Below are 24,925 nucleotides of genomic sequence, written 5' to 3'. Positions count from 1 at the left end.
CGCGAGCGGATGCTCCTCAACAGGAAGCAGGGCACGAACCACGACAACCATGTCGGCCGCCGGCCGGCCCCACCATCCCCATGGGGCTGCCGACGAGCCCGCACGATGCGGCACCGCCTCGCCATGGCCCCCACGCCATCGTTGCGATCCGCCTCAAGGGGACGGGCGCGGTGCAGCTCGCTGAGATCGCTCAGCGGTGGAGAAGGAATCGTGGGCGTTCGTCCTCACCACCACACTCCTGCCCGCAAGACGGAGGGCTGCCACCCATCGGCCAACCAGGCCTCGCCCTCGCACGGTTACTGTCCCCTGACAGGCGGCCCTCCCCCATGGGCTCACAGGTCCCGCCCCGGCAGAGTGACCCCGTGGGCCACGAACACCTCGGTGAGTGAGACGTACTGCTCGGGGGTCAGGGTGTCGCGTCTCCAGATCGCCTGCGCGGTGAGCGTCGTACAGGAGATGGCTGCGCGCAGCCCTCCCGGGCGTCCGCTGCGCAGCTCCTCCGCACGCGCGGCAAAGGCATCACGCACCTGCTTCCTCAGCGTGCTGAACTCCGATGCGGACAGGGTCGGCACGGTGGAGGGATCGTAGAGGTCCGACGCCACTGCCAGGGCAGTCGCGCTCCGGATCTCGTCGAGCACCGCCGACGTCAGGCGTGATGCCTGAGTGACAAAGGCAGCCACCTCGAGAGGAACAGTGGACATTCCGGCCATCCTCCATGGTCTGAGCGGACGGCCACCTGCCCGGCCGACGGCCCCACGCTACCGACAGCATCGACCACTCGGACTGCGGCGCCGCTCGGCCCGTCCCTGCTGCCGCTCCTGAATTCCGGCGTCCGGGACCCCTGAAGTCCGCAACTCCGGTATGACAGAAATTACTTCAGGGGGCCCTGCGACGAGACGCGCGCGTCCGACCGATCCCCACGCCAGGCCGGATCGGGCACAGCCGGGCAACGACTGACCGACCCTCCACTGCCGTGAGCCAGGGCCCTCCCGGAGCTTCCCAGCGAGACGCGGCAACTGTCACGCCGCAGCACGAGTGGCGCCTCGCGCACCTCCCGCCGGACACCGGACCGCTGGTGATCCCGCAACCAACTCCTCCGACGTCGCCGCACCAGCCTCAGCGACCATCACGAAGCGAGAGCCCAGTGACCCTGCCCCGCCGGCGAGGCTCGACCGAGCAGGCCGCCGATGCCGCGATGGACACCGCCTGCCGCCAGCTGCGGCTGCCCTCGATCGGCAACGAGATCGCCGAGCGGACGGCCAGGGACCAGATGACCAGCCTGTCCTGGCCACACACCGGCAACAGCAGACAACGTTGTCAGCTCCAAGCGGAGAGCCTCCGACCGTAGAGTGAACTGGCTTCATGGGAACACTCCCGAAACATCTTGGTTCCACGATGAGGGCGCACTGCCGACTACAGGAGAGCGCTCTCCGAAAGTAGCCACACATCATGGCCGCGTCAACGCATGGGGCCGTACCGGCCAACTGGACGTCGTGCTGCCGGGCTTATTGACAGGCTCCGCGAGAGGACGGTCTGATGTGGTTGCTTTCAAGGGGCCAGGTTCAGCTGTGCCGTTGTCGCTGCCGGAAGGAGGGGCACGCTCTCGAACACGGAACGGCCGGCCTGCCGGTCGGTTCCTCATGCTCGCGAAGCTCCGAACCGACGACAGCGGCGGACGCGCCAGCGGCGTGGCCGCCGACCTCGGCGAGAAGGTCGAAGCGACAACGCCGGAGGTCGGCGTGCCTCGTCCGACCCTGTGGACGGCACCCGGACGCGCCTCCCCGGAACAGTTCGACTCCTTCTCCGGCATCCGCAGCCCCGCGCCGGCCGGAGTGGGGCAGCTACCGCACGATTCCGTGCCCGCCTCGCACCAACTGAACGTCGGACCGCCCTACCCCATGGCGCCCGGCTGACACGAACGGCTGTCGGTCGCCGGCCTCACACTCTTGCCCGGGCCGGAACTTCGGGCGCCCCACCTCCCCACGATCATTGGAGCCGCGACGATGAAACGATGGCGCATCCCTCTGACGTTCTGCCTCATGCTTCTCGGGTTGACCGCACCGGCTGCCATCGCCGAGGCAGCGCCCGTGTCCGACCCGGCATCGTTGGTCAACCCACTTCTGGGCACCTCGAACGAAGGCAACACCTTCCCCGGTGCCGACGCCCCGTTCGGGATGGTGCAGTGGAGCCCCGACACGCCGTCGCGCCCTCCCGGTGGCTTCTACGCCTACTCCGACAACGTTGTCACAGGCTTCAGCCTGAACCATCTGTCCGGCCCGGGATGTGGTGCCCTCGGTGACATCCCGATCCTCCCCACCACGGGCGCCATCGACGGCAATGCGACGGTGGGCTTCTCGCACGCCAACGAAACGGCGAACGCGGGAGCGTACTCGGTCGCACTCGACAACGGCGTCAAGACCGAGTTGACGGCCACACTCCGCTCCGGCATGGCGCGCTTCACGTTCCCCTCCACCACACAGGCGAACCTGCTGTTCAAGATGGGGTCGGGCAAGGGCAGCGACATCCACTTCGACCGGGTGAGCAGCACCGAGGTCAGCGGGTCGCTCACCAATGGCTTCTTCTGTGCGTCCAGTCCGACCTACACCGTCCACTTCAACATGGTCTTCGACCGGCCGATGAGCGGAAACGGGACGTTCAACGGCGGGAACTCGGTCACGTTCGACACGACGAGCAACCGGGTGGTCCACGCGAAGGTCGGCCTGTCCTACGTCTCGGTCAACGGGGCGAAGGGGAACCGGACGGACGAGAACCCCGGGTGGAATTTCGACGCCACCCGCAGCGCAACCCACGCGTCGTGGAACGACGTGCTGGGAAAGGTCGCGATCACAGGCGGGACCGCGGACCAGCAGAAGGTGTTCTACACCGCCCTGTACCACTCCCTGCTGCATCCCAACCTGCTCAGCGACAGCGACGGCAGGTACTGGGGCTTCGACAAGAAGGTCCACACCGTAAGCGGCAACCAGAAGGCGCAGTACGGCACCTTCTCCGGTTGGGACATCTACCGGACCCAGGCACAACTTCACGCGCTGGTCGCGCCCCAACAGGCGAGCGACAGCGCCCAGTCCCTGGTGAACGACTACGCACAGGGTGGATTCCTGCCCAAGTGGTCGCTGAACTCGGCCGAGACCCAGGTCATGAACGGTGACCCCGGTCCAGCCATCATCGCGGACTACCACGCCTTCGGCGCGCGGAACTTCGACACGGCGGCGGCCAAGAACGCGATGGTCAGGCAGGGCACGACCTCGAACCCCATCCGGATGGGGCTCGACCTCCAGACCAAGCACGGGTACCTGCCCGCAGACGGTACGTATCCCCGCGACTTCTACGGTTCGGTGGCGACCCTGCTGGAGTACAGCGCTCAGGACTTCGCGACGTCGGCGTTCGCCGGCGCCCTGGGCGACACGACCACACGGGACCAGTTCGCCAACCGGGCACAGGACTGGCGCAACGTCTTCAACCCCGCGAGCGGATTCATGCAGCCGAAGCTGGCGAACGGCTCCTGGCGGCCGGGCTTCAGCCCTACCAGTAGTGACCAGTTCGTCGAAGGCACCTCGTGGCAGTACACGGGCGCGGTCCCTCACGACGTCCGCGGCCTGGCCGACGCCATGGGCGGCAATGCGAAGCTGGGTACGTACCTGGACAACGTGTTGTCCGATATTCGCGGGGCCGGCGGCTCGCACGCCGATATGCGTAACGAACCGTCCATCGAACTGCCCTGGGAGTACGACTACATCGGGCAGCCCTGGAAGACCCAGCGGATCGTCCGCCAGGTCCAGAACGAGCTGTGGACGAACTCGCCCGCCAACTGGGGTGTGGGAAATGACGATCTCGGCACGATGAGCGCTTGGTACGTCTGGTCCGCCATGGGCTTCTACCCCCAGACGCCCGGGACCGCCGACCTGGCTCTGGGCAGCCCGCTGTTCAGCAATGTCACAGTCACCCTCGGCAACGGCAACAAGATGGTCGTCAACGCCCCGAAGGCCGCGACCAACGCGCCCTACGTCCAGAGTGCCACCCTCAACGGCTCGAACTGGAACAACGCCTACCTTCCTCCGTCCTTCGTGGCCAACGGTGGAACCCTGAGCCTCGACCTGGGCACCGGCGCGAACACCGGTTGGGCTACTGCTCCGTCCTCCGCTCCCCCGTCCTACGGTGGCAACGACGGCCCCAAGCCGCCGGGTCCGCAGCCGCTGCCCACCGGTCCGGTGAGGTCCGGCCTCGCCGGAAAGTGCCTGGACATCGACCATGGTTCCGCTGCCGACGGAACGAGGATCCAGATCTGGTCGTGCAACGACTCCACCGCTCAGCAGTTCGCCCTGGCGGCCGACGGCAGTCTGCAGGCCCTCGGCAAGTGTGCGGACATCACCGGTGGCGGTACCGAGAACCACAGCCTGGTGGCACTCTGGAACTGCAATGGGGGCACCAACCAGAAGTGGGTCTACAACACCTCCACCAAGGCGCTGGTGAATCCGCGGTCCGGCCGCTGCCTCGACGTCCCGGAGTCCAGTGACCGCGACGGCACCCAGCTCCAGATCTTCGACTGCAACACCACTGCGGCCCAACAGTGGACGCTGCCTTCCTGATTCCCCATGGCCTCGCCGGTGCTGAACCGGTGAGGCCATGGGCCCCTCCGATCGGTGCCACCGATAGGGCGATGGCGACCGGGTGAACGGTGTAGGTTCGCCGCGACCCGCGCCCTCGTCCAGTTCGCTGTTCCGTGTCTGTTCATCCTGCTTGGGCCAGGTGCTGTGCGAGTCGGCTCGCACAGCACCGGCTGGGAGAGTGGATCCTCACGAGAGCGGGGTGGGCCTGCGGGGAGGAGGCACTGCTCGCAGGAGCTCCCAGAGCGGACGTGAGCCTGCGGCCCATGCAGCCAACGTGTGCCGGTCGACCAGGTGCAAGCGCTGGGACCTGGCGAAGTCGGCGGCCGGCCTGGTGAAGCGGCCGTTGGTGACCAGCACGATGACGTCGCCCTTGTGTACGGGGCGTCCGGTGCCGTTCAGGACGTGCAGGTCCGGTGTTCCGACGGCTGCTCCTGCGAGGCCGGCGCGGCGGTGTTTGCACTGGATGACCCAGCGGCGGCCGTAGGGGTCGGTGGCCTTGACGTCCGCGCCGTTGTCGCCGGCGCCGCCGACCTGGACGGCATCCGGGCAGCCGTCGCGAAGCATGAGGTCACGTATCGCGTGCTCGAACTGTCTGTGATGCAGCTGGTCCAGACGCGCCATCGGATAACGCAGGGTTCTCATCCGCGCCTGCCGTTGCCGCTCCTTCTGAACGCGGATGCGGAACCAGAGGAAAGCTCCGCCTGCAGCCGTCAGCAGGACAAGAAGAAGGACCCAGGGGTGAGCGGCGAGCCAGTCCATCAGCCCGGAGACCACCCACACGATGACGACGGCGCCGACGAGCACCTCGCCGACGGTGTAAGCCTGCTTACGCTGACGCAACTGAGGACGTCCACGTCGCCGGAGGGGCCGGCGGGCGTTCACCGCCCACTCCGATCCCACGGAATCGGATACGTCACCGTGGACCGCGGCGCCGGCCGCGCCGGGGCTTTCCGCGTCCCGGGGAACCTGATCGGGTACGAGACCGTGGGCCGAGGCCTCGGGCGGGTCGTCGACTTCTGCGTCCCTGGGAACTCGACCGGGTACACCGCCTTCGACCCCGGTCGGGGGGCCTTGTCCTGGCTGTCGGCCGAAGTCGATGGATTACCGAGCACGACAACCGCAAGCCCGACCATGACCACCACGGACATCTCCCGGCGGCCCCCCGCGGCCCACCGGGAATAGCCCTTCACCCTCGTTCCGTCCCTGCGCACGTACGGTCTCACCCACGGCACGACGAACCCCCTCCCCGACCAGCCGCGCCCCCTTGGGCAGCCGGTTCCATCAAAGCAGCCACCACTGACAATCCGTCACCGGAAGATCACTTCTGGTCATACGGCCTGAACGAGACCACAGGGGGATCCACCGACCGGCATGCGGTGCGCAGACATGGGAAAGCCCCAGGCTGGTCCGGGATGCCGGCAAGAGCCGAAGGGAGTGTGAGTGTGTGTGGGGCGGTCGCTCGGACCCTCTCGTTTGGATCACCAGCGACGCCTACTATCGCTCTTCAGGATTGAGGGAGGCCATACAGCATGGGTTGGTTCAGCAGGAAGCCCACCCGGCAGCGGGTACCCCCGCCAGGACTGGTCGATGAGGCCAGGGCCAATCCAGGGGGCTGGGTGTACGAGATCGACGGTGACATGGTCGATGATCCTGCCAACCGGCTGATCTCCACGCGGCTCGCAGCGCAGGCGGAGCCGAAGGGATCCTCCGCAACGGGCTTCGAGGACCCCTTCTACAGACGACGTTGCGGTGGTGTGATCATGGCGGGCTGGTCGGCCACAAGTGGCCTGTGAGACCTGGACTTCAATCCGGCAGGCAGGAGCGAAATCTGCGCAGCAGCTCAAGTGCGGCAGGGCTCTCCGCGTCGAAGCTCTGGCCTCGGTGTTCGACAGACAGGCCCGGCCCCCATATGCGGGCACCGTGACAGCGGAAGCAGAACGCGATCTCGAAGAGCTGATCGGTGGCGATGTACGCCCGGATTCCCCAGCCCGGGAGGAAACAACGGGTCAGCTCACTGCCTGGTAGTTCGGCGATCAGAGACAGGGCCTGCTGGGCTTGGTCGCCCTCCCAGAGCGCGGCGGTGTCGCCCGCCAGGTCTTCCGAACCGAGGTGCCTCGCAGGATCGGTGATGCGGATGACCTCGATGAGTTCGGTCTTCCGATGGGTGAGCGGCAGCAGCATGCCCTCAGCCTCTCCGATCACGACTTCGCTGACCAGTACGGTCAGAGAGCAAGATTCCCGTAGCCTCAGGTGGGGAGCTGTCGACAGCAGATGAGGGCTGCTGCGATTCCGGCGAAAGCGAGGAAGTGCTCGGGTCTGCGTTCGTGGCGCCGCTGCAGACGGCGGAATCCGCCCAGCCAGCTCACGGTCCGTTCAATGGTCCACCGGTGCTGCCCCAGCAGGGCCGACGACTCGATGCCCCTGCGGGCAATGCGCGGAACGGATGGCCAGATCGGAGCCGATGCAGCAGGTGGCCGTAGTCGTAGGCCTTGTCCACATGGAGCTTGACGGGCCGATGCCGCTGGGGGTCTCGGCGGGATCGGATCGGCAGAATCCCGCCTACCAGGGGTTCAAGTCCCAGACGCTCGTGGGTGTGAGCGGCGGAGTTCCGTCCCGTAACTGACGGTGTGCCGTCTCAGTGAGGTTCAGCCGATGCCGTTGAGAGCGAGCGGGCGCTGAGCGACAAAACCAGTTCGACGTAGGTCAGTGCGGTACACGATCATGCGTTCATGCCCCTGAGAGAGACACTCGCCCGAGTCGATGCAGACCTGGCCGCCGGCCGGGTTCCCGTCGCGCGCCAGCGCCTGCGCGGTCTCATCTCGTCCTTCCCGCACGACCTGACACTCCGCCGTCGTCTGGCCGGGGTGTACCGGCTCTACGGCGACGCCGCCGAGGCTGGACGCTGGATGTACCTCGAAGAGGACCGGAACGCCGACGAGACCGCCGCCTTCGAGGCGCGATACAGGTCTCCCGGGTGGCGGATGAAGGCCCTCGCCTGGCACGGCCTCGAGACGAAGGCCGCCACCGCCTTCTCGGAGGGACAGCTGGTCGCCGTGCGGACCGCCTGCGCCGAAAAGCTGGGACACCCCGTCGACTGGGACGACCCCACCTCCTACGGGGACGACCTGGAAGGGCGGTACGAGGCGCCCTCCGAGCCGTGGACGGTCGGCGGTGTGCTGGCGGGCGTCGGCTGTCTGGCGGCGGCCCTTGTGTTCCTCGGGATCTGGGTGAACGGACTCGTTGCCCTCTTCGACTGACTCAGGTCACCGGAGCCTGTGAGGAACGTCGCTCAGGGTTCGGTGATAGCGTCCGGAGCTGCCGTGAACGGGGACGCCCGGTGACGGGTGAAATGATCTCCCGGTGTCGGGTGTGTCCACGGCTTCCGAACCGTTCTGGACAGCCCCTTTCTCCGGGCTGAGCCCTCGCCCGTCCGGTAAGCTGGTGCCGTATCAGGCAACGTCGGCCCTGTCGACGACGGCGCGTAGGCGCTGGTCGTCGGCGTAGCGGTTTCGCCAGATGATGTAGCGGCGGTCCATACTGCTCTGCTCTTTGTGGTCGGCGTGGTCCGTGCCGTCGAGGGTGAGATAGCGCAGGGCGGTGAACTGGGCCTCGATGCGGTTGAGCCAGGAGCTGTTCGTCGGCGTGCAGGCCATCTCGACGTTGTTCGCCGCCGCCCATGTACCGACGCGTTGGCACTTCTTCGTGGTATGCACGACCGGCATGCCCCTGAGCAGACAGCAGCACCATGTGCGCGCGCCGCCAGGTCACCACGGAGCCCGTGCCCCTGCGGACTGTCCGCAGTAGCCGCCGGCCCTCGTCGTCATCGATCTCGCGAACGCGCACTCGTTCTGCCACCCGCATGGCCGACGGCCCCGATGCCGCTGGAGGGTCAGGTTCAGGAGGAATCGTTGGAGTCGGCCGCGAGCGTCTTGCCTTCGACCCCGGACCGTGTGACACCGTCGACGGCCACACAGATACCGAAGACACGATCGTGGCTGGTCCAGCCATTGATGTGGCCTCGGTTATTGCTGATCTGCACCCGTTTCCTGGCCGGGTCCACGGACGACACCAAGTGCAAGTAGACCGTCCCGGCGACACGAGCGAGGACGATGTCCCCGACCTCCAGCTTCGACGGGTCGACCGGAGCAACGACCACTTGCTGCCGACTGCGTATCAGCGGGACCATGGAGGAGCCACTGGGCCGGAACGCCACGGTGGCGCCGTCAGCAACCCTGCCTGCCACTGTGTCCAATGCACCCATCCGGTGATCGTGGCAGATTCTCCTGCATCACCCCACCGATTTACTTCTCCGTGTCCACAGGCGAGGCGAACGTTGCCATCTGCGGCACTGCTTACCGTACTGCGGCGCGAGGGTGCGGATGCGGCTCCGCCACCGCGTGGTCCCGGGGTGGGACCACTCCGGCTCTCAGCACGTTTCCGACATCCTCAACGGCCGCAGGAACGTCGCATCACGCCGGCGGAGCTGAGCGCTCTGCTCTTCCACGCACGTCGCGCCGACTGAGCAGCTGCACCCTTTCCCCGTCCGGGAACCCCGCGTGCTCCGGCGACTGGCGCCGAGCGGCAAGAACCACCAGGCCTCCAATGACCGCGAGGCTCATGAGGACCACTCCGAACACTGTGGCACCGCCGGTCAGGCCCACCGCGTCGCTGAGGTAGCCGGCGGAAACGGGCAGGGCGCCGGCAAGGACGTAACCTCCCACGTTGAACGCGGCGTTGGCCTCAGCGAGCCGCTGGGGAGGGACGCTGGAATTGAGCAGCGACAGGCCGCCGAGTTGCCCCATTCCCTGGCCGGCCCCGGCAAGCAGCGCCGAGGTGACGAGGACGGGTACCGACGAGGCGTGCACGGCGATGATCAGCATGATCATGCTCACGGTGGTGCTGATGGCGCCGGTCGTGAGGATGATGCGCCGGCGCAGATGCTGGACGGCGAACTGCACTCCGGTGGCAGCGAGGAACATGGCGAATGCCATGACGCCGGCGATGATCCGGCTGGTGGTGCCCAGCAGTCCCGAGAGAAGCGAGGGGCCGAGCGAAAGCACGAAGGAGGTAGCGGTGATACCGGGCGCGAACACGGCGACACCCTGGATGAGTTGGCGGCCATTTCCTCGCGGCACGGCGGGTACGCGCACCCAGGCGCCCTTCACGGGCGTGGCAGGCCGCCGAACCGGCATGCGGAGCACTGCGAGCACCGCGGTGACGAGCAGTGCGGCCTCGACGACGAAGACGGTGACGGTCGGCGCGGGCAGGGTCTCGGAGAGAACGCCGGCCAGGAACGGGCCGAGACCGGCACCGAAGACCATTGCGCACGAGGCAAACAGGGCGGCGATCCGCTTGCGTTCCGGACCGGCTACGTCGGTCACGGCAGCCATACCGGCCGAGACCACGGCGCCGACAGCGATGCCGGTGAAGAGCCGGGCCACGGTCAGCGCGGCCACGCTGGCAGCAGTCGCGAAGATCAGGCACGCGACCAGGGCGAGCGCCATGGCGGGCAGCAGCACGGGCTTGCGCCCGATCCGGTCGGAGACCACACCCGAGACGAGGAGCGAGCCGAGGAGACCGACGATGTAGAACGCGAACACGACAGTCAGGGTGCCTTTGGAGAAGCCGATGTCCCTCTGCCACAACACGTACAGCGGGGTGGCCGCGTTCGAAAGAATGAAGACGGCCGTGACCGGCCACGCGGCCAGCCATACCCACCACAGCGGAGCGGCAGCCCGCCCGCCTCCTTGAACGGTGTCTCCCTGCCGCCCACCGCCGACGGCATGGACGGATGTGGTCCGAGTCTCGGACATGACTGCTCCTCCCGGCTTCCTGCAGTACGAGTCAAGTCGAACTTAGCATGCAGTACGATATAACTCGTACAAAGGAATCGGCGTCATGAGGAGCTACCAGTGCCACCGACCACGGACACCGGGTCCACCTTCGGCAAGGCTTTCCCGGAACCGGCCGGCGCGCCTGAACCGCTGCCGGAGCCGGCGATCGAAGACCTTCGCCTGGAAACGGTTCTCGCCGGGCTCAGCGACCCCTTGAGACTGACAATCGTCCGTAAACTCCTCCTGGAATCTGCGCAGTTCGACCATCCATGCGGCTGGTTCGGCTTCGACCGGCCCAAGTCCTCTCTCACGCACCACTTCAAAGCGCTACGGGAAGCAGGGATCACACGCCAGCGCCAGTACGGCCTCGAGCGGCGCAGTCACGTACGCGTCGACGACCTCAACGCCCGCTTCCCAGGCCTCCTCGACCTGGTCGCGGCCTGGACTCCCCAAGCATGACGAAGCGCCCCCACTCCCCCTTCTCCTCACCCCACAGTTGAGCCCAGACACAGCTTCCGTAGTCCGAAGCCGTGCTGGAGGGTCCGCGTGCCCCGCATCGGGCCTGGCCGGCCGCGTGTCCGCCCCACCGCGTGCGCACCGGCAAGGCACACGCTTGGGGGCGGGGGCATGATGATGCTCTTTCTCCAGGTGGAGGCTGGGCACGGCACGCTCCGCAGGCGGATCGGATCAGCTACCAGTCGCCCCGTCAGGTCGACGTCCTGACCTCAATCACGGCTCGATCCGTTACCTCCCTCTCCGATTCCGAGCGGGGGGTACGGACCAGGAGGCGACGTCACCGGCATGGCCTGCGCGCCGCTGAGGCACAGGAACGGACGGTGGACCCGGGCGACTGCCGCCGGGAGCACCTCGCTGGGTTCTGCGCTGCTTCCGGGCCCCGCTCAGTCATGCCGCCCTGGCGATCCAGCCGATCGCGCGATAGCCCACGAGAAGCGGCAATGACCGGCTTGGCCCGCACGCCGGCGGCTGGGGCGGCTTGCGCCGCCCTTGGTGGCCTCCCCTTGAGAGAGGGGGAGGCCACCAAGGGCGGCAGGTCAGGTGCTCAGCGGTTGGTCCACAGGTTCCACACCCACGGCCAGGCGGAGCCCTCGGCGCACTGGTAGCGGTCCCAGTGCCCGCGGTCGATGCCCTGCTGGCCGGCCGTCTGGCAGCCGTTCAGGGTCATGAACTTCTCGCGGTGGACGTCGAGGCTCTCGGCTGCCTGCACCGCGGCCACCCGGTGGGACGTCGAGGCGGATGCCGCGATGGCCGGAGCGACCATGCTGAGGCCGAGCCCGGCCACCGTGATCGCGGTGAAAGCGGACAGTGCGATGCGTACACGCATGATGTAGATCCTTTTCGGTAGGGGTGTGAGGCCTGGCCCCTGCGGGGTCCGCCGGCAAGGCCACGATCACCGGCACGCTCACCCCTGGGGGTGATCTGCTCTCGGCCGGTACGCAGAGTTTGCACAGGAAACGGCACCTTGACGACCATGTCCCGCTTGCTTCACCGATGTCGGGATAATTACAGTCCTGACCTGCTGGGACGTAGCCGTCCCGGGACATGGGACGCCGACGGGACGCCGTTCCCCCGCTCTGTGAGAGGCCCCTTACTCCGATGACCGGCCAACAACCCGACCCTCGTGCGGCAGCACGAGAACTGGGAGCAGCGCTGCGGAGCCTGCAGCAGCAGTCAGGGCGTCCTCTGCGCAGCCTCGAAGATGAGGTCCGTATCAGCGACTCGTCGCTGTCCCGCTACTTCCGCGGCGAAACCGTGCCGCCCTGGCCCGCGGTCAGGGACCTGTGCCGGGCGTTGAAGGCGGACCCCGTTCCGTACCGGGTCCTCTGGGAGGCAACGGAGAGCACCACGCCCGACGAACCAGACGCTGCGGCGAACACCAGCACCGCGCCCCTGGCTGCCGCCGGTGGCGTCGATCCGTCACCCGTGGGCGGTCCGGCGTGGTGGCGTCGGTGGCGCGGACTGCCTGGACTCCGCGGACGCCTGACCGGCCGTGGGGCTGTCGCCACGGTCGGCGTCGCGGGCGCACTGGTGACCGCCGGCCTCCTGGTGCTCCTGTTCCCCCCGCGGACCGCGCCCGGTGCCGCGCCTGCCGCGCAAAGCGCCCAGGAACGTGGGGCAGGCGGGAGCGCCCACGCCGGTGTCCTCGTCCACAATGTCGAAAGGGCATGTCAGAGACCCCGCACGACGCTGTGCGCGCTGTCCCTGGCCTACAACCCCTACCGCCCCTACAACACCGCCAACTCCGCCGGCCGGGTCTGGCACCACGACCTGCTCCGGGCTGTCTGCACCATCGCCAACGGCGTCAGCGTCACCGACGAGAACCTCAAGCACACCAGCATCTGGATCCAGATCACGCACAACGGGGAACGGCTCTGGCTCCCCGGAATCCGCGTCCACCCCGACCACCTGATCCAGCTCACCACCGTCCTGCCCGCCTGCACCCCGTGAACGACGGCCACATCACGTACGTTCCTCGCCAACCTTCCTGGGTATAACGGGAGTTGGCGTGATCCAGGAAGGTGTGCCCATGCTGGGGATCCTGTTCGCCGGACGCCGCATGCGATTACCCGACGGGCGATCCGCGACGGCCGGCCGGACATCGGTCGCTGTCCGCAACGCTCTCGCATCCGAGCGTGGACAGCCGACGCCGGCCGTTGTCGCTGACCGTGACGCCGGGCCGGCTGGGCCGACCGCTCCCGGTTCGTCCCCGTCCTGGAGGACATCCGCGCGCCTCGCCCCAGGCCGGGCAGGCCACGCAAGAAGCCGAACAGCATCGCCGCCGATAAGTGGCTGTTGCTGTTCCGGACTTGAGGAGTGCTGGTGGAACGGGAGTCACCTGAACTCCCGACCCGACCGGTGGTCGAGCGGCAGCACGACCGCGCGAACCGGATGGACGTCACTTCGCCGAGGTGCCCGGCCGCACGGCGAGGCCGGAGCACCCACAGGCACGATGCCTGGCGTACCGCCAACACCAGCGTGCTCTCAGCAGTGCGCGTCTTTCACCCGAGCGGTGGGAGACGAGGACGTCCGCCATGGCCAACCGGCGGTGACTGCGAAAATCGCTGTCCGATCACCGGAGCACGGTGATAGACATCCGGCGTGGAAAAGAATCTTGAGTTCCCTGACCTGTTGCGACTGATCGATGAACGGTCGACCGCCTTCCGCGCCGTGGTAGCCGCCGCACCCGGTCTCGACGCGCAGATACCGACCTGCCCCGGGTGGACGCTGTTCGATCTGGTGAAGCACCTGGGTGGGGGAGACCGTTTCTGGGCCGCCATAGTCGGCGCGGGGACTGCCGACGCTCCCCCGGCCGAGGCCGTCGCCGCGCGCGCCGCGCTGGAAGTGCCGCAGGAGCGTGAGGCCCTGCTGGCCTGGCTGGACGCGTCGACGCAGCTTCTGCTGGGCGCCCTGCGCGCGGCGGGACCGGAGAGCGGTTGCTGGACGTGGTGGCCCGCGTCGCAGTCACCGCAGACCGCCGGCGGCACCGCCCGGCACCGGGTCCAGGAGACCGCGGTGCACACCTACGACGCCCAGCTCGCCGGGGGCTCCCCGCAGCCGCTGCCGCTCGAGCTGGCACTCGACGGTGTGGAGGAGTTCCTGTTCACCGTCTGCGCAACACCGAGTGCCTGGCCGCACAAGCCCACGGCCTTCGACTTCCACGCCGCCGAGGGCCGCTCCTGGCGCCTCACCGTCGACGGCGACGGAGCACGTATCACCCGCATCCCCGCGCCCACCGCCGCGACCGGCGATGGCTCGGACGCAGCCGGCGCCTCCGTCCACGGCACGGCCAGTGAGCTGGTCCTCTACCTGTACGACCGGATCAAGGCCGACTCCTTGCACGTTGGCGGAGACGCAGGGCTGCTCGACCTGCTCCGCGCCTGGGAGCCGGAGGAGAAGTAGGACGTAGCGGTTCGCTCGTCAGGGCATGTCGTTGAGTCATGCTCAGTGGGCGCGGATCGAGCCGTTGCTGCCGGATCGGACGCGGAAGCGGGGCGGGCGGTGGAGGGATCACCGGCAGATAATCGACGTGATCGCGCGTTCAAGCACCGCACAGGGGTTCCCTGTATGGGCCTGCCTGGGCGCAGGACGCGCCGGCCGGTCCGCTCCACTCCCCCACACGCCACCGCAGGCCCGTCGGAGAAGCCGGGGTCGGCCCGGACCGCCTGTGTCCCACACCCGGTCCGCCATGCATTCGATCACCGAGCCGGGACGGCTTCGTCCGCCCGAGCGGGCGGCCTGTGCCCTGACCGGTCCTCAGGCCGGCGGCCTCCCGGGAGTGCGTTCCACGTGAACCGCGCACACCCCGCAACCCGGCAAGTGGCTGTCCCCGACCTGCTCACAAGGCCGGACCGACGTCGGTCACCGCAGATTCGACCGCCCCGCCCTCTGCCGTCGTACCGGCGCTGCTGCCGTGCCGTGTCACCTGCCGTCAGACGGAATTGCGGCGAGCGATGGCGGAGTTCAGAGCGGTGGCGAACACACACCAGCCGGCATACGGAAGCAGAACACGCGCGGCAACGGGGTCGACACGGTTGGTACGACGGATCAACTCGGCGTTGCTCACGTCCAGCAGAAGAGTACCGAGCACACCGGCCTTGAGGCTGCGACGGCCGAAGAACGCCCAGTTCCACGCCGCGTTCAGCGTCAGGTTGGCCGCCAGGCTGAGGGCCACTCCGCGCCCTGCGCGCCCTCGCGCCCGGTTCAGAGCACGTCCGCCGGACCAGGCAACCGAGGCGTACAAGGGTGTCCACACCGCGCCGAAGGCCCAGGACGGTGGCTGCCACGGCGGCTTGTCCAGCGCGCGATACCACACGCTGTCCGCGTCCACTGCCTTCGCGCCCACCACCGCGCACGCCGTCACCGCGGCCGCAGTGAGCGCGTACGTCTGCCACGCGCCGGTGGACCGGACGTTGTCACACGTGCTGGTCAGCATCATGAGTGCCCTTCTTCCCCTCCGACCGGCGGGCTACCCGGCCGGAGGGCACGTTCACCGCCGTGCGGTAATCCGCCGATGCAGGTGAACCCGGGCCGGAATGGTGCTGCGGCGGTACCCCTCGCGACCGCATCGCAGTCCTACGGGCTTGCTCCGTGACGCGCTTGCAGGCGGTCATCAGAGCGATGAATCCGAAATTCCGTTTGCCCGGAGCGTCGCACAGGCAGAACGAGAAGCATGGGTGACTACGATAATTCGATCACGGTGGCGGTAGGGCCCGAGCGGCTCTTCTCCTACCTCGCCGACGTGCAGAACCTGCCCGCATACATGCCCCGGCTGACCTCTGTACGTCCCCATGGCGGAGACCGGGTCACGGTCACCGCCCACATCGACCCGCCGGACGCACCCGACCACGACGTCACCAGCGAGGCCTGGATCCGAGTCGTCGAGGAAGGTAAGAGTCTTGAGTGGGGCGCGCCCGGACCGCACGACTACCGAGGCCGCCTCCATGTCGCTCCCGGCAACAGCCCGGACAGTTCCCGCCTCACCGTCGAACTGCACACCCAGGCCACCGAAGGCGATCACATCGACCACGGTCTTCAAGAGGCCCTGAACGGCATCAGGAACGCGGTCGAGAGCGCCGAACAGTGATCCACCCCGGCGCGTCCACGCCCAGCGGGCTGCCGGCCCAAAGCCAGCCCGGAATCCGCGGCGAACACTCCGACAGCGACGGGTTCGTCTCCCAGGCGCATGGGAGACGGTCCGGACGGGCGGCTTCGCCGATGGATCGGCGAAGCCGCCTTCCCCGCCCTCGGGCCCGGCTGGTGCCTTCGCTGTGACAGTGCGGTGCCATAGGCTCGCCGCATGCGACGAAGGACAGGACTGGCCATGGCTGGGGCTGGGGCTGCGGCCCTGGCCTGGGGCGAGTGGGTGAACTGGCGCTGGTCCCGATCCCTCGTAGGAGGCAGCGAGGGTGCGTCCGAAGCTGTGGTCGTGTTGGGCTACCGGAACCCCCAGCCGACGGCGAACTTCATCAACCGCTGGCGAGTACGTGCTGGGGTTCGCTCCGTTGCCGCTGACCACACGCGGGACACCCGCGTGATCTTCTGTGGTGGTGAGACCAGTGGCGGCAGTGCGGAAGCCCAGCTGATGGCTGACTACGCGAGGTCGGTACTGGAGTTCGACGGCACGGTACTCCTCGAAGACCGCAGTGCGACGACATGGGAGAACATCACGAACGTGATCCCGTTGATCGAGGACGTCGACCGCATCAAGATCGCCTCTCAGCCGGCTCACGCGCTCAAGGCCCGGGCCTACGTCCGGCGACAGCGCCCTGATCTGGCTGAGAAGCTCGTGCGCGCGGATGACTACCGACCTGGCGAGTGGATGTTCGCCAAACCCCTGCTGGCCCTGTACGGACTTTGGACACTGCGCGGTCTCAAGGCCGACGAACGGAAGGTCTCGCCGTGCACAGCTGCGTCCGCACAGACGTCACATACACGGCTCTCTTGAACCGACGCCTCGGTATGACGTTCCACCTCCGGCGGGAACGGCTCGACCACCGCTCACAGCTCCTCGTCGAGAGTTTCAGGGCTTCGGCCGAGCCGTCCCACTCCCCCCGACCTTCATTCCCGGAGTGGTCCTCACCTCGAGGACCAAGGTGAGAGGTGCAGGTCGCGCGCCAGATGGGTGGGTGCACGTCAGATGGGCTTCGGGGCGCAGCTGCTCGCCTGGCCCGAGGACTTCTGCCGGGCACTGGCAGACCGTGGCAGATACGTGATCCGGTACGACAACCGCGACTGCGGACTGTCCACCAAGTTCGACGATCACCCGGTGGACATGGGCGAGTTCATCGCCACCGTCAGCGCGGGTGACATCGCCGCCGCCCTCAGCCGCTCGGTCCCGGGTCGGCCGGGGCAACGCCGGCAACGTGGCATGAGGCCACGCCCGAGGACGTGGAACACGGCGCAGGCCTCGGGGGGTCGCGAGGGCGCGGGTGGACATCCCCGACGGCGCTCCGTTCAACCGCGGACGAGGGAGTCGTCCAGGGTTCGTGCGCCGGGCAGTTGGTGGCGGGCGGCGATCAGAGCGGCGTCGACGTCCCGGGTTCCGGTGGCCACACAGAGCGTGTAGGCGATGTCGTCCATCCGCTGCTGCACCTCTGCGCCGCCGTTCTGCGCCTGCAGTATGCGCAGGGTGTCGTACTGCTCGACAAGATTCCGCAGCACCGCGGGGTGGGCCATCAGCACCGGAAACTCCCTCACATCGTCGCTCACGAGACTTACGCTGCCCCGCCTACCCCGGCCCCTCACCGTTATTCCGCCCACACAGGTGCACGAGCGCGCACGCCTGAGTCGCGACGGCGGAACAGCTCAGGGGCAGCGTCGGCCGCCGGAGGACCGATGGATCGGGAACCGGCCGATGCGCAGCATTCCGCCGTCCACCACCCACGACGTCCCCGGTCGGTCAGGACGACTCCGGGTCGGCCCGGAAGGCGACGGCGGAGGCCGTTCGTGGGATGCCCGGCCGGGTTCGGTATCGGCATCAGCGGCACGCTCGGCGGTCGGTCCACCGATGCCGCGACGGCGGAGGAAGGCCGTCGAGGGAGCGCGTGGGCCCAATCGATTCCCCTGCGGTCGTCGCGGGGTCGGGTTGATGGTGCGGGATCGGGCCGCTGGGCAAGCCGTCGGCCTCCGGGGTCTGTTGTACGCCGATGTGTTGCCCGTACCCTCCCACCAGCCGTCGGCGTGGGCGGGGACGTGCCGCTCGGAGAGATTCCGTTCTCCAGGTGTACCGCGTGGCGTCACGGACCCGCCCCCGTCCGGTACCCCGGGACCGCTGTCCTTGGGGCGCCCCTGACACTCCCCCACCACCCAGAGGTCGTCACCCATGACAGAGCTCGACCGTCGCAGGTTCCTGCAGATCGCCGGAGGCACCGCGGCCTTCACGATGCTGAACGAAAGCATCGCCCGGGCCGCCGCCATCCCGGCCCAGGGCAGTACGGGAACGATCCAGGACATCGAGCACATCGTCGTCCTGATGCAGGAGAACCGTTCCTTCGACCACTACTTCGGCACGATGAAGGGGGTGCGAGGCTTCGGGGATCCCCGGCCGCTGCTCCAGGACAACGGCAAGCCCGTCTTCCACCAGTCCGACGGAACGAAGGACGTCCTGCCCTTCAATCCGCAGGTGACCGACCTCGGGATGCAGTTCCTGGAGGGTCTCGACCACGACTGGGCCGGCGGCCACAAGGCTTACAACAACGGCAAGTACGACACGTGGGTGCCGGCCAAGACGGCCACGACCATGTCGTACATGACGCGCAAGGACATCCCGTTCCACTACGCCCTCGCCGACGCCTTCACCGTGTGCGACGCCTACCACTGCTCCTTCATCGGAGCCACCGACCCCAATCGCTACTACCTCTGGTCGGGCCACACCGGTAACGACGGCACGGGCGGCGGCCCGGTCCTCGGCAACCAGGAGGCCGGCTACAGCTGGAAGACGTACCCCGAGCGGCTCGAATCGGCCGGGGTCTCGTGGAAGGTCTACCAGGACATCGGCGACGGTCTGGACGCCGCCGGGTCCTGGGGCTGGATCAGCGACGCCTTCCGCGGCAACTACGGTGACAACTCGCTGCTGTACTTCAACAGTTACCGCAACGCCCAGCCCGGCAGCGCTCTGTACGAGAAGGCCCGCACCGGTACCGACGTCAGGGCGGGCGGCACGTACTTCGACCGCCTGCGCGCGGATGTGACCGGCGGAACCCTCCCGAAGGTCTCCTGGATCGCCGCTCCCGAGGCCTTCAGCGAGCACGCGAACTGGCCCACGAACTTCGGCGCCTGGTACATCTCGCAGGTCCTGGACGCTCTGACGGCGAACCCGGCCGTGTGGGCGAAGACCGCCCTGTTCGTCACGTACGACGAGAACGACGGCTTCTTCGACCACGTGATCCCGCCGTATCCCCCGGCCTCCTCCGCCTGGGGCCTCTCCACGGCTGACGTGTCGAAGGACCTGTACCCGGGCGGCGGAGGGTACGCGGCGGGACCGTACGGGCTCGGTCCGCGTGTGCCGATGATCGTGGTCTCTCCGTGGAGCAAGGGCGGCTACGTCTGCTCCGAGACCTTCGACCACACCTCGGTCATCCGCTTCATGGAGAAGCGCTTCGGGGTGGGGGAACCCAACATCTCGCCGTGGCGCCGAGCAGTCTGCGGGGATCTGACCTCGGCCTTCGACTTCACTCGGGCGGACGCGGCCCCCGCCTCGCTGCCCTCCACGGCGCGATACCTGCCGCCGGACAAGAACCGCCATCCGTCGTACCACCCGACCCCGCCGGCCTCGGGCTCCCTCCCGAAGCAGGAAGCGGGCTCCAAGCCGGCCCGCGCGCTCGGCTACAGCCCGTACGTGGACGGCCGGGCCACCACCTCCACCGGCCAGTTCACCCTGACCTTCGCCGGCGGCCCCACCCTGGGTGCCCACTTCCACAGCACCTCGGGCAACCGTACGGACGGCCCCTGGCCCTACACCGTCGAGGCGGGCAAGACCCTCTCGGACACGTGGAACACCAGCAGCTCCACCGGGAACCGGATCGATCTGACGGTGTGGGGCCCGAACGGCTTCCTGCGCACCTGGCGGGGCCCGGCCAGGAAGACCGGTCCCGAGGTCACCGCACGTCATGTGGCGGCCGGCGGCAATCTGAAGCTCAGCATGACCAACTCCGCCTCGCTCGCGGTCAACCTGACGGTGACCAATGCCTACGGCGGCGCGGCTCAGACCTTCAAGGTCAATCCCGGTGCGACCGTCTCCCACACGGTGGACCTGCGCACGACGGCGCGCTGGTACGACGTCAAGGTCGTCTCCGACGCCGACGCCACCTTCCTGCGCCGCTTCGCCGGTCATGTGGAGACCGGCGCGCCAGGCGTCTCCGACCCGGCCATCAGGACCGTCTGACGCGGTCCGCCCGCCATACCCGGCAGCCGCCGTCCCGGGACCGTCAGGTCCACGGGGACGGCGGCTGCGGCCGTAGCGCGGCAGGTGTCCCACGCCGGGTGTCCGCGATCCAGCGCCGCTCTTCGCGTCTTCGCGCCGGGAGGACCGGCCCTCGAAAGCTACCCCGGAAAGCCCTTCACTACGCAGCCGCACACGACTCGTTGATTCAATTTGTTCGTAACGCACTTCTTTCGAGCATCTATTGACATGCAACTGGCGTCACGGCCAGAGTCGTCCCCGCCAGTGCTGCCGGTCACGCATCGAGGAGTGTCTCGCCATGCCCGAAATCCCCGCCGTCTCACGCCGCTTGTTGCTCGGAGGAACCCTGGCCACCGGAGCGGTCGCAGCCGGCCTCGGATCGGCCACCGGCACGGCGGCGGCCACCGGCACGACGCCGTCGTCGACGGCAGCAGCGGAGGGGACGGCCACTCCCCCGGCTCGCCGCTCCGGACAGAAGTCGATGGTCAACGTGCCCTTCGAGCCGCACAAGACCGTGCGCGTCGGGGTGATCGGACTGGGCAATCGGGGCTCCGGCATGACCACGGGCTGGTCCGTCGTCCCCGGCTGCGTCGTCACCGCCGTCTGCGACATCCGCGCCGACCGCGCCAAGCGCACGGCCGACGCACTGGTGGCCGCCGGAAAGCCCCGCCCCTCGGAGTACGGCGGGTCGGCGGACGCCTACGGAAAAATGCTGCGGCGCGACGACGTCGACCTCGTCTACATCGCCACACCGTGGGAATTCCACTACGAGCAGGGCAAGGCGGCGCTCCTCTCCGGCAAGCACGTCGTCGTCGAACTGCCCATCGCGACCGAGCTCCGCGAGCTCTGGGACCTCGTGGACACCTCGGAGCGCACCCGCAGGAATCTGATGCTGTCGGAGAACTGCAGCTACGGCCGCAACGAACTGGCCATGCTCAAGATGGCCCATGAGGGCCTGTTCGGGGACGTCACGAACGGCCACGGCGGGTACCTCCACGACCTGCGCGAGCTCCTCTTCTCCGACACGTACTACACCGATGCGTGGCGAAGGCTCTGGCACACCCGCAGCACCGCGTCCTTCTACGCCATGCACGGCCTGGCGCCGATCGCCGCCGCCATGGACATCAACCGCGGCGACCGCATGACGACGCTGAAGGCCACCGCGACGGCGCCGAAGGGGCTCGCCGACTACCGGGAGCGTTTCGTGCCCAAGTCGCACCCCTCCTGGCGCGAGACGTACATCAACGGCGACCTGGTGAGCTGTGCGATCGAGACGGCCAAGGGACGGACCATCAGGGCCGAGCACGATGTGAGTTCGCCCCGCCCGTACAGCCGCATCAACACGCTCGCGGGCAGCCGGGGCATCTTCGAGGACTACGCCGGTACGTCGACGACAGGCGGACGCATCTACGTCGAGCCCGACCACGGCGGACACTCCTGGCGGGACTTCGACGCCTACCGCAAGGAATTCGACCACTGGCTGTGGAAGAAGATCGGCGACGACGCCGCGAACAACGGCGGCCACGGCGGCATGGACTACGTCCTCCAGTGGCGCACGGTGCAACTGATGCGCGCGGGGCTGGTACCCGACATCGATGTGTACGACTCGGCCTCCTGGTGTGCTCCCGTTCCGCTGAGTGTCATGTCCCTGGAGAACAAGGGGCGTCAGGTCGCCTTCCCCGACTTCACGCGGGGCAGTTGGGTCAACCTGCGCTCCGGCCTCGACTCGCGCAGCACGGACATGCCACCGGTCGCCTGACCTCATGAGGGCCCCGACCGGCCACCCCACGTCCCCAGCGGTTCGGCATTTCGGCATTCGAAGGAGTACGAGTTGAGATCAGTACAGCGGATCGGTTCGCTCAGAACCCTGGCCGTGGCGGTCGCCACGGCCGGTGCGACCGTTCTCATCCCCGCCCCGGCGACGGCGGCCGCGTCCGAGGCCCAGGCGGCGGCGACCGAGGTCAGCATCTCCCCCGTGGACCTCGACGGTCCAGCGATCTCCGCCGTGAAGGTCACCGTCAAGAACGGCGGACCTCAACGGCTTCGTTCACTCAAGGTCAGGTTCGCCGGACCGACGGGCTGGGCCGTACAGCCGTCCGTACAGGACGTGTCCGGCTCCCTCACGACCGGTGAGTCAGCGGACGCGACGTTCCGGATCCAGGTCCCGGAGAGGCGCCCCGGCTTCGTCATCCGGACGTTCACGGCGACAGCGACCTACCAGGGCGGGGATGGCCGGGGCACGGCCGCCGGGACGCGCACCGAACGCTCCGGGTCCCCGCAGGAGAACCTGGAGGCGGCGTACAACAACGTCGCCATCACCGACGAGTCGGCGACCGGTCCGGGTGACTACGACGGCGAGGGCAACAGTTTCTCCGCGCAGCGGCTGGCGGCGGCCGGCCTGCCCCGCGGGGCAGCGGTCGAAGCGCTGGGCGCCGAGCTGACCTGGCCCGACGTGGCAGCCGGGACCAAGGACAACGTGGCGAGTTCGGGGCAGGCGGTGAAGCTCTCCGGGAAGGGCAGCAAGCTGGTGTTCCTCGGCTCGGGTGTCACGAGCGGCGCCACAGGGAGCGCTACGGCCTACTACACGGACGGAACGGCCAGCAGCGGCACGTTCGGCTTTCCCAACTGGTCCTTCGATCCGGCCGAGGCCCACGGCGCGACGCTGGTGAAGTCGACGGACGGCCGCAACCGGCCCGACGGCTACGGCAACGCCACGGTGCAGTACCGGGTCTTCGCCCATTCGATCCCGCTCGACCCGGCCAGGACGGTCGAGTTCGTGGTTCTCCCCGCGAATGCCGACATCCACATCTTCGCCATGGCGACGGCGCCATGACCGCGTAGCACGTGGGTGCCCGGGTTCACTCGTGGGTCTTCGCGCGAAAAGTGCCGCCCCGCCGGTGACGGCGGGGCGGCACCAGGCACCCAGGCGGTGTCACCAGTTCTTGTGCTGGACCTCACCGAGGGTGCAGAAGGTGCAGGTGGTACCCAGGAAGTCCTGTGTACGCCGGAATTCCTCGTCGGCGAGGTGCCAGCGCAGCCAGGCGGTGATGACGTGCTGCCCGTTGCGGGTCGCCATGACGTGGTCGGTGCCGTCGAGGACGTTGAACCACACCGGTACGTCGGTGTTGCCGTAGTCGCGCTCCACGTTGGGGGTCGCGAAGTCCTCGTCGCCGCCGAGGTAGAGGGCCGGGTTCCGCAAGGTGTCGGGGCCGTTGCCGTCGAAGGAACCTCCCGCCACGTGGACGGTGGTCGCCAGCCGCGGATCGTCGGCCACGTCGAACGTGCCGATCGACCCACGGGAGTGGCCGCCGAAGGCGACCTCGGAGGTGTCGAGGTCCTGGTACAGCGGGTCGGCCGGGTCGGCGTTCCGGTCCTCGAGCCAGTCGAGGGCGTCGGCCATGTAGTCGCCGCTGCTGGAGGAGACCTCGCTGTAGACGACGAAGCCGTGCGACGCCCACTGCCGCAGCATGTCCTCGTAGTCGGCGGGGTCGGATCCGGCACCCGGACCCCACACGAAGATCGGGTGGTCGACGCCGTCCTGGCCGGCGTCGGTCGGGTGGACCAGCCAGCCGTCGCCACCGGGTCCGGCGGAACTGTCGACGGTCACCGCGTACGGTCCCGGTCCACTGACGTCCTCCACGGGCGGCAACGACCCGGTGGGCGGGTCGGTCGGGCCTCCGCCACCCTCTGCCTGGACGAGCACGTCGTCCACGGTCAGGGTCTCCAGAGCGCTGTTGGCGTCGAGGGAGAACCTCAGGCGCAGGGTGCGGTTCTCCGCCGAGGCCGGCAGACGGAAGGACGTACTGCCGGTGGCGGTGCGTGCCGTCTCCAGCGGGGTGAAGGCGCCGCCGTCCACCGCGTAGGCAGCGGTGAAGGACTCACCGAGGTCGAGGCCGGAGGTGATCCGTGTGTACGACACCGTGACGTCGCGACGGCCGGCCAGGCTGAGCGGCGCGGAGGTGAGGGTCGGATCGGTGCGGAGGGATCCGCTCAGCCTGGCGGCGGCTGTGGCGGCGCTGACGGAACCGGTGGCGGTGAAGGTGCCGAGTCCGGCCGAGAAGTCCTCGCCGTAGACCGGGGTGGCGGCGGAGGCGGGACGCGCGGTGGAGCCGATGGTGACGGCGGTCAGGATGCCGAGGGCTGCCGCGCTGAGTAATCGAAGGTGCCGACTGGTACGGGTCATGTCCGGGGGTCTCCTTCTGGGCTGTGCGGGCCGGCTGTCCGTTCGCTCCGTCGCGGCACGTGCGCTCGTGGTGGGCGGACGCGTGTGTGGCGGGGCGGAGAGGATTCTGCGTATCGAGCGTGGAGCGGCATGGCGCGGTTCGAGCGTCGAGTGCGATTCAACCGGGATCCGGGGCCGGGGAGATCCGTGAAATCACCGGCGTTCCATGGCCTTTCAGCCGTGGGCACACGCCGTGGGCGCGACAGGAACTGAGCGCCTCGGGTCGCGTACGAGCCCGGGTCGGCGCACTCGTACGTCCTCCGGGACGGGTGCCGGCCACCGCACAACCGGATCGGCCCCAGCGCTTCCGGGAGGTGTGGGAGTG

22 protein-coding genes and 4 pseudogenes are annotated in these 24,925 nt (G+C 68.4%); 15 read left to right on the top strand and 11 right to left on the bottom strand.

What is annotated here, in order from left to right; all coding sequences use genetic code 11:
* Positions 1 to 332 precede the first annotated feature (332 nt).
* Positions 333 to 701: a hypothetical protein gene (locus tag OG488_RS37785; protein WP_329237977.1), complete on the bottom strand. Its 369-nt coding sequence runs from the start codon at positions 699 to 701 to the stop codon at positions 333 to 335.
* A gap of 443 nt (positions 702 to 1,144) precedes the next feature.
* Here OG488_RS37785 and OG488_RS39385 point away from each other — a divergent pair, with 443 nt between their 5' ends.
* From OG488_RS39385 to OG488_RS37770, 3 genes are all read left to right on the top strand, one after another.
* A complete protein-coding gene (locus tag OG488_RS39385; RefSeq protein WP_406466169.1) occupies positions 1,145 to 1,348 on the top strand; it encodes a hypothetical protein in 204 nt (67 codons plus the stop codon).
* A gap of 292 nt (positions 1,349 to 1,640) precedes the next feature.
* Complete coding sequence (locus OG488_RS37775; protein WP_329237975.1) at positions 1,641 to 1,913, top strand: hypothetical protein; 273 nt, start codon at positions 1,641 to 1,643, stop codon at positions 1,911 to 1,913.
* Between the two features lie 90 nt (positions 1,914 to 2,003).
* Positions 2,004 to 4,604 carry a lectin gene (locus OG488_RS37770; RefSeq protein ID WP_329237972.1) on the top strand — a complete coding sequence of 867 codons (2,601 nt, stop codon included), beginning with the start codon at positions 2,004 to 2,006 and terminating at the stop codon, positions 4,602 to 4,604.
* A gap of 207 nt (positions 4,605 to 4,811) precedes the next feature.
* On the opposite strand, the gene OG488_RS37765 is transcribed toward OG488_RS37770, so the two are convergent.
* Positions 4,812 to 5,507 carry a restriction endonuclease gene (locus OG488_RS37765; RefSeq protein WP_443074263.1) on the bottom strand — a complete coding sequence of 232 codons (696 nt, stop codon included), beginning with the start codon at positions 5,505 to 5,507 and terminating at the stop codon, positions 4,812 to 4,814.
* 734 nt (positions 5,508 to 6,241) lie between these two features.
* On the opposite strand from OG488_RS37765, the gene OG488_RS37760 reads away from it, so the two are divergent.
* Complete coding sequence (locus OG488_RS37760; RefSeq protein WP_329237966.1) at positions 6,242 to 6,418, top strand: hypothetical protein; 177 nt, start codon at positions 6,242 to 6,244, stop codon at positions 6,416 to 6,418.
* A gap of 10 nt (positions 6,419 to 6,428) precedes the next feature.
* Here OG488_RS37760 and OG488_RS37755 read toward each other — a convergent pair whose 3' ends face one another.
* Both OG488_RS37755 and OG488_RS37750 read right to left on the bottom strand, forming a co-directional pair.
* Positions 6,429 to 6,806, bottom strand: a complete 378-nt coding sequence (locus tag OG488_RS37755; protein ID WP_329237963.1) for a hypothetical protein — start codon at positions 6,804 to 6,806, stop codon at positions 6,429 to 6,431.
* Between the two features lie 65 nt (positions 6,807 to 6,871).
* Positions 6,872 to 7,230, bottom strand: a pseudogene (locus tag OG488_RS37750) (transposase); the annotation flags it as partial.
* Positions 7,231 to 7,354: 124 nt separating this feature from the next.
* On the opposite strand from OG488_RS37750, the gene OG488_RS37745 reads away from it, so the two are divergent.
* Together OG488_RS37745 and OG488_RS37740 are read left to right on the top strand one after the other, a co-directional pair.
* Positions 7,355 to 7,882, top strand: a complete 528-nt coding sequence (locus tag OG488_RS37745; protein WP_329237960.1) for a DUF6584 family protein — start codon at positions 7,355 to 7,357, stop codon at positions 7,880 to 7,882.
* Between the two features lie 103 nt (positions 7,883 to 7,985).
* Positions 7,986 to 8,069: pseudogene (locus tag OG488_RS37740) on the top strand (IS5/IS1182 family transposase); the annotation flags it as partial.
* A 5-nt stretch (positions 8,070 to 8,074) separates the two neighbouring features.
* Here the strand turns inward: OG488_RS37740 and OG488_RS37735 are convergent.
* The 3 genes and pseudogenes from OG488_RS37735 to OG488_RS37725 all read right to left on the bottom strand — a co-directional run.
* A pseudogene (locus tag OG488_RS37735) lies at positions 8,075 to 8,332 on the bottom strand (IS630 family transposase); the annotation flags it as partial.
* 188 nt (positions 8,333 to 8,520) lie between these two features.
* The gene (locus OG488_RS37730) at positions 8,521 to 8,886 is read right to left on the bottom strand and encodes a S24/S26 family peptidase (RefSeq protein WP_329237958.1); all 366 of its coding nucleotides are present in this window, start codon (positions 8,884 to 8,886) and stop codon (positions 8,521 to 8,523) included.
* 208 nt (positions 8,887 to 9,094) lie between these two features.
* Positions 9,095 to 10,438 (bottom strand): MFS transporter, encoded by a 1,344-nt coding sequence (locus OG488_RS37725; RefSeq protein ID WP_329237955.1) that lies wholly within the window; start codon positions 10,436 to 10,438, stop codon positions 9,095 to 9,097.
* A gap of 99 nt (positions 10,439 to 10,537) precedes the next feature.
* On the opposite strand from OG488_RS37725, the gene OG488_RS37720 reads away from it, so the two are divergent.
* Positions 10,538 to 10,918 (top strand): helix-turn-helix transcriptional regulator, encoded by a 381-nt coding sequence (locus OG488_RS37720; protein WP_329237952.1) that lies wholly within the window; start codon positions 10,538 to 10,540, stop codon positions 10,916 to 10,918.
* 601 nt (positions 10,919 to 11,519) lie between these two features.
* On the opposite strand, the gene OG488_RS37715 is transcribed toward OG488_RS37720, so the two are convergent.
* Entirely contained in the window at positions 11,520 to 11,801 is a 282-nt protein-coding gene (locus OG488_RS37715) for a hypothetical protein (RefSeq protein ID WP_329237950.1), read from the bottom strand.
* A 272-nt stretch (positions 11,802 to 12,073) separates the two neighbouring features.
* Between OG488_RS37715 and OG488_RS37710 the strand changes: the two genes are divergently transcribed.
* Positions 12,074 to 12,925: a helix-turn-helix domain-containing protein gene (locus OG488_RS37710; protein ID WP_329237947.1), complete on the top strand. Its 852-nt coding sequence runs from the start codon at positions 12,074 to 12,076 to the stop codon at positions 12,923 to 12,925.
* Positions 12,926 to 13,576: 651 nt separating this feature from the next.
* A complete protein-coding gene (locus tag OG488_RS37705; RefSeq protein ID WP_329237944.1) occupies positions 13,577 to 14,377 on the top strand; it encodes a maleylpyruvate isomerase family mycothiol-dependent enzyme in 801 nt (266 codons plus the stop codon).
* 529 nt (positions 14,378 to 14,906) lie between these two features.
* Here OG488_RS37705 and OG488_RS37700 read toward each other — a convergent pair.
* Positions 14,907 to 15,413 (bottom strand): TspO/MBR family protein, encoded by a 507-nt coding sequence (locus OG488_RS37700; protein WP_329237941.1) that lies wholly within the window; start codon positions 15,411 to 15,413, stop codon positions 14,907 to 14,909.
* Between the two features lie 234 nt (positions 15,414 to 15,647).
* Between OG488_RS37700 and OG488_RS37695 the strand changes: the two genes are divergently transcribed.
* From OG488_RS37695 to OG488_RS37685, 3 genes and pseudogenes are all read left to right on the top strand, one after another.
* Positions 15,648 to 16,061, top strand: a complete 414-nt coding sequence (locus OG488_RS37695) for an SRPBCC family protein (RefSeq protein WP_329237938.1) — start codon at positions 15,648 to 15,650, stop codon at positions 16,059 to 16,061.
* 213 nt (positions 16,062 to 16,274) lie between these two features.
* The gene (locus tag OG488_RS37690; RefSeq protein WP_329237936.1) at positions 16,275 to 16,922 is read left to right on the top strand and encodes a YdcF family protein; all 648 of its coding nucleotides are present in this window, start codon (positions 16,275 to 16,277) and stop codon (positions 16,920 to 16,922) included.
* Between the two features lie 192 nt (positions 16,923 to 17,114).
* Positions 17,115 to 17,303 (top strand): annotated as a pseudogene (locus OG488_RS37685) (alpha/beta hydrolase); the annotation flags it as partial.
* Positions 17,304 to 17,431: 128 nt separating this feature from the next.
* Here the strand turns inward: OG488_RS37685 and OG488_RS37680 are convergent.
* Positions 17,432 to 17,659 carry a DUF5133 domain-containing protein gene (locus OG488_RS37680; protein WP_329239302.1) on the bottom strand — a complete coding sequence of 76 codons (228 nt, stop codon included), beginning with the start codon at positions 17,657 to 17,659 and terminating at the stop codon, positions 17,432 to 17,434.
* Between the two features lie 640 nt (positions 17,660 to 18,299).
* On the opposite strand from OG488_RS37680, the gene OG488_RS37675 reads away from it, so the two are divergent.
* The 3 genes from OG488_RS37675 (at position 18,300) to OG488_RS37665 (ending at position 23,211) form a co-directional block, all read left to right on the top strand.
* Positions 18,300 to 20,360, top strand: coding sequence for a phosphocholine-specific phospholipase C (locus OG488_RS37675; RefSeq protein ID WP_329237933.1), 2,061 nt, complete (start codon positions 18,300 to 18,302; stop codon positions 20,358 to 20,360).
* A gap of 316 nt (positions 20,361 to 20,676) precedes the next feature.
* Positions 20,677 to 22,137 carry a Gfo/Idh/MocA family protein gene (locus OG488_RS37670; RefSeq protein WP_329237930.1) on the top strand — a complete coding sequence of 487 codons (1,461 nt, stop codon included), beginning with the start codon at positions 20,677 to 20,679 and terminating at the stop codon, positions 22,135 to 22,137.
* 72 nt (positions 22,138 to 22,209) lie between these two features.
* Complete coding sequence (locus tag OG488_RS37665; protein ID WP_329237927.1) at positions 22,210 to 23,211, top strand: NEW3 domain-containing protein; 1,002 nt, start codon at positions 22,210 to 22,212, stop codon at positions 23,209 to 23,211.
* 99 nt (positions 23,212 to 23,310) lie between these two features.
* On the opposite strand, the gene OG488_RS37660 is transcribed toward OG488_RS37665, so the two are convergent.
* Positions 23,311 to 24,561: a poly(ethylene terephthalate) hydrolase family protein gene (locus OG488_RS37660; protein WP_329237924.1), complete on the bottom strand. Its 1,251-nt coding sequence runs from the start codon at positions 24,559 to 24,561 to the stop codon at positions 23,311 to 23,313.
* Positions 24,562 to 24,925: the final 364 nt, after the last annotated feature.

Origin of the sequence: Streptomyces sp. NBC_01460 (assembly GCF_036227405.1) — a bacterium.
GTDB lineage: Bacteria > Actinomycetota > Actinomycetes > Streptomycetales > Streptomycetaceae > Streptomyces.
Note: the sequence above shows the minus strand (reverse complement) of the source record. Positions and strands in the feature narration are given on the sequence as shown.

Excerpts from the sequence above, each read along its gene's own strand:
- OG488_RS37785 (WP_329237977.1), bottom strand. The coding sequence starts at position 701 with ATGTCCACTGTTCCTCTCGAGGTGGCTGCCTTTGTCACTCAGGCATCA.
- OG488_RS37775 (WP_329237975.1), top strand. The coding sequence starts at position 1,641 with ATGCTCGCGAAGCTCCGAACCGACGACAGCGGCGGACGCGCCAGCGGC.
- OG488_RS37770 (WP_329237972.1), top strand. The coding sequence starts at position 2,004 with ATGAAACGATGGCGCATCCCTCTGACGTTCTGCCTCATGCTTCTCGGG.
- OG488_RS37755 (WP_329237963.1), bottom strand. The coding sequence starts at position 6,806 with ATGCTGCTGCCGCTCACCCATCGGAAGACCGAACTCATCGAGGTCATC.
- OG488_RS37745 (WP_329237960.1), top strand. The coding sequence starts at position 7,355 with ATGCCCCTGAGAGAGACACTCGCCCGAGTCGATGCAGACCTGGCCGCC.
- OG488_RS37730 (WP_329237958.1), bottom strand. The coding sequence starts at position 8,886 with ATGGGTGCATTGGACACAGTGGCAGGCAGGGTTGCTGACGGCGCCACC.
- OG488_RS37725 (WP_329237955.1), bottom strand. The coding sequence starts at position 10,438 with ATGTCCGAGACTCGGACCACATCCGTCCATGCCGTCGGCGGTGGGCGG.
- OG488_RS37715 (WP_329237950.1), bottom strand. The coding sequence starts at position 11,801 with ATGCGTGTACGCATCGCACTGTCCGCTTTCACCGCGATCACGGTGGCC.
- OG488_RS37710 (WP_329237947.1), top strand. The coding sequence starts at position 12,074 with ATGACCGGCCAACAACCCGACCCTCGTGCGGCAGCACGAGAACTGGGA.
- OG488_RS37700 (WP_329237941.1), bottom strand. The coding sequence starts at position 15,413 with ATGATGCTGACCAGCACGTGTGACAACGTCCGGTCCACCGGCGCGTGG.
- OG488_RS37695 (WP_329237938.1), top strand. The coding sequence starts at position 15,648 with ATGGGTGACTACGATAATTCGATCACGGTGGCGGTAGGGCCCGAGCGG.
- OG488_RS37690 (WP_329237936.1), top strand. The coding sequence starts at position 16,275 with ATGCGACGAAGGACAGGACTGGCCATGGCTGGGGCTGGGGCTGCGGCC.
- OG488_RS37675 (WP_329237933.1), top strand. The coding sequence starts at position 18,300 with ATGACAGAGCTCGACCGTCGCAGGTTCCTGCAGATCGCCGGAGGCACC.
- OG488_RS37670 (WP_329237930.1), top strand. The coding sequence starts at position 20,677 with ATGCCCGAAATCCCCGCCGTCTCACGCCGCTTGTTGCTCGGAGGAACC.
- OG488_RS37660 (WP_329237924.1), bottom strand. The coding sequence starts at position 24,561 with ATGACCCGTACCAGTCGGCACCTTCGATTACTCAGCGCGGCAGCCCTC.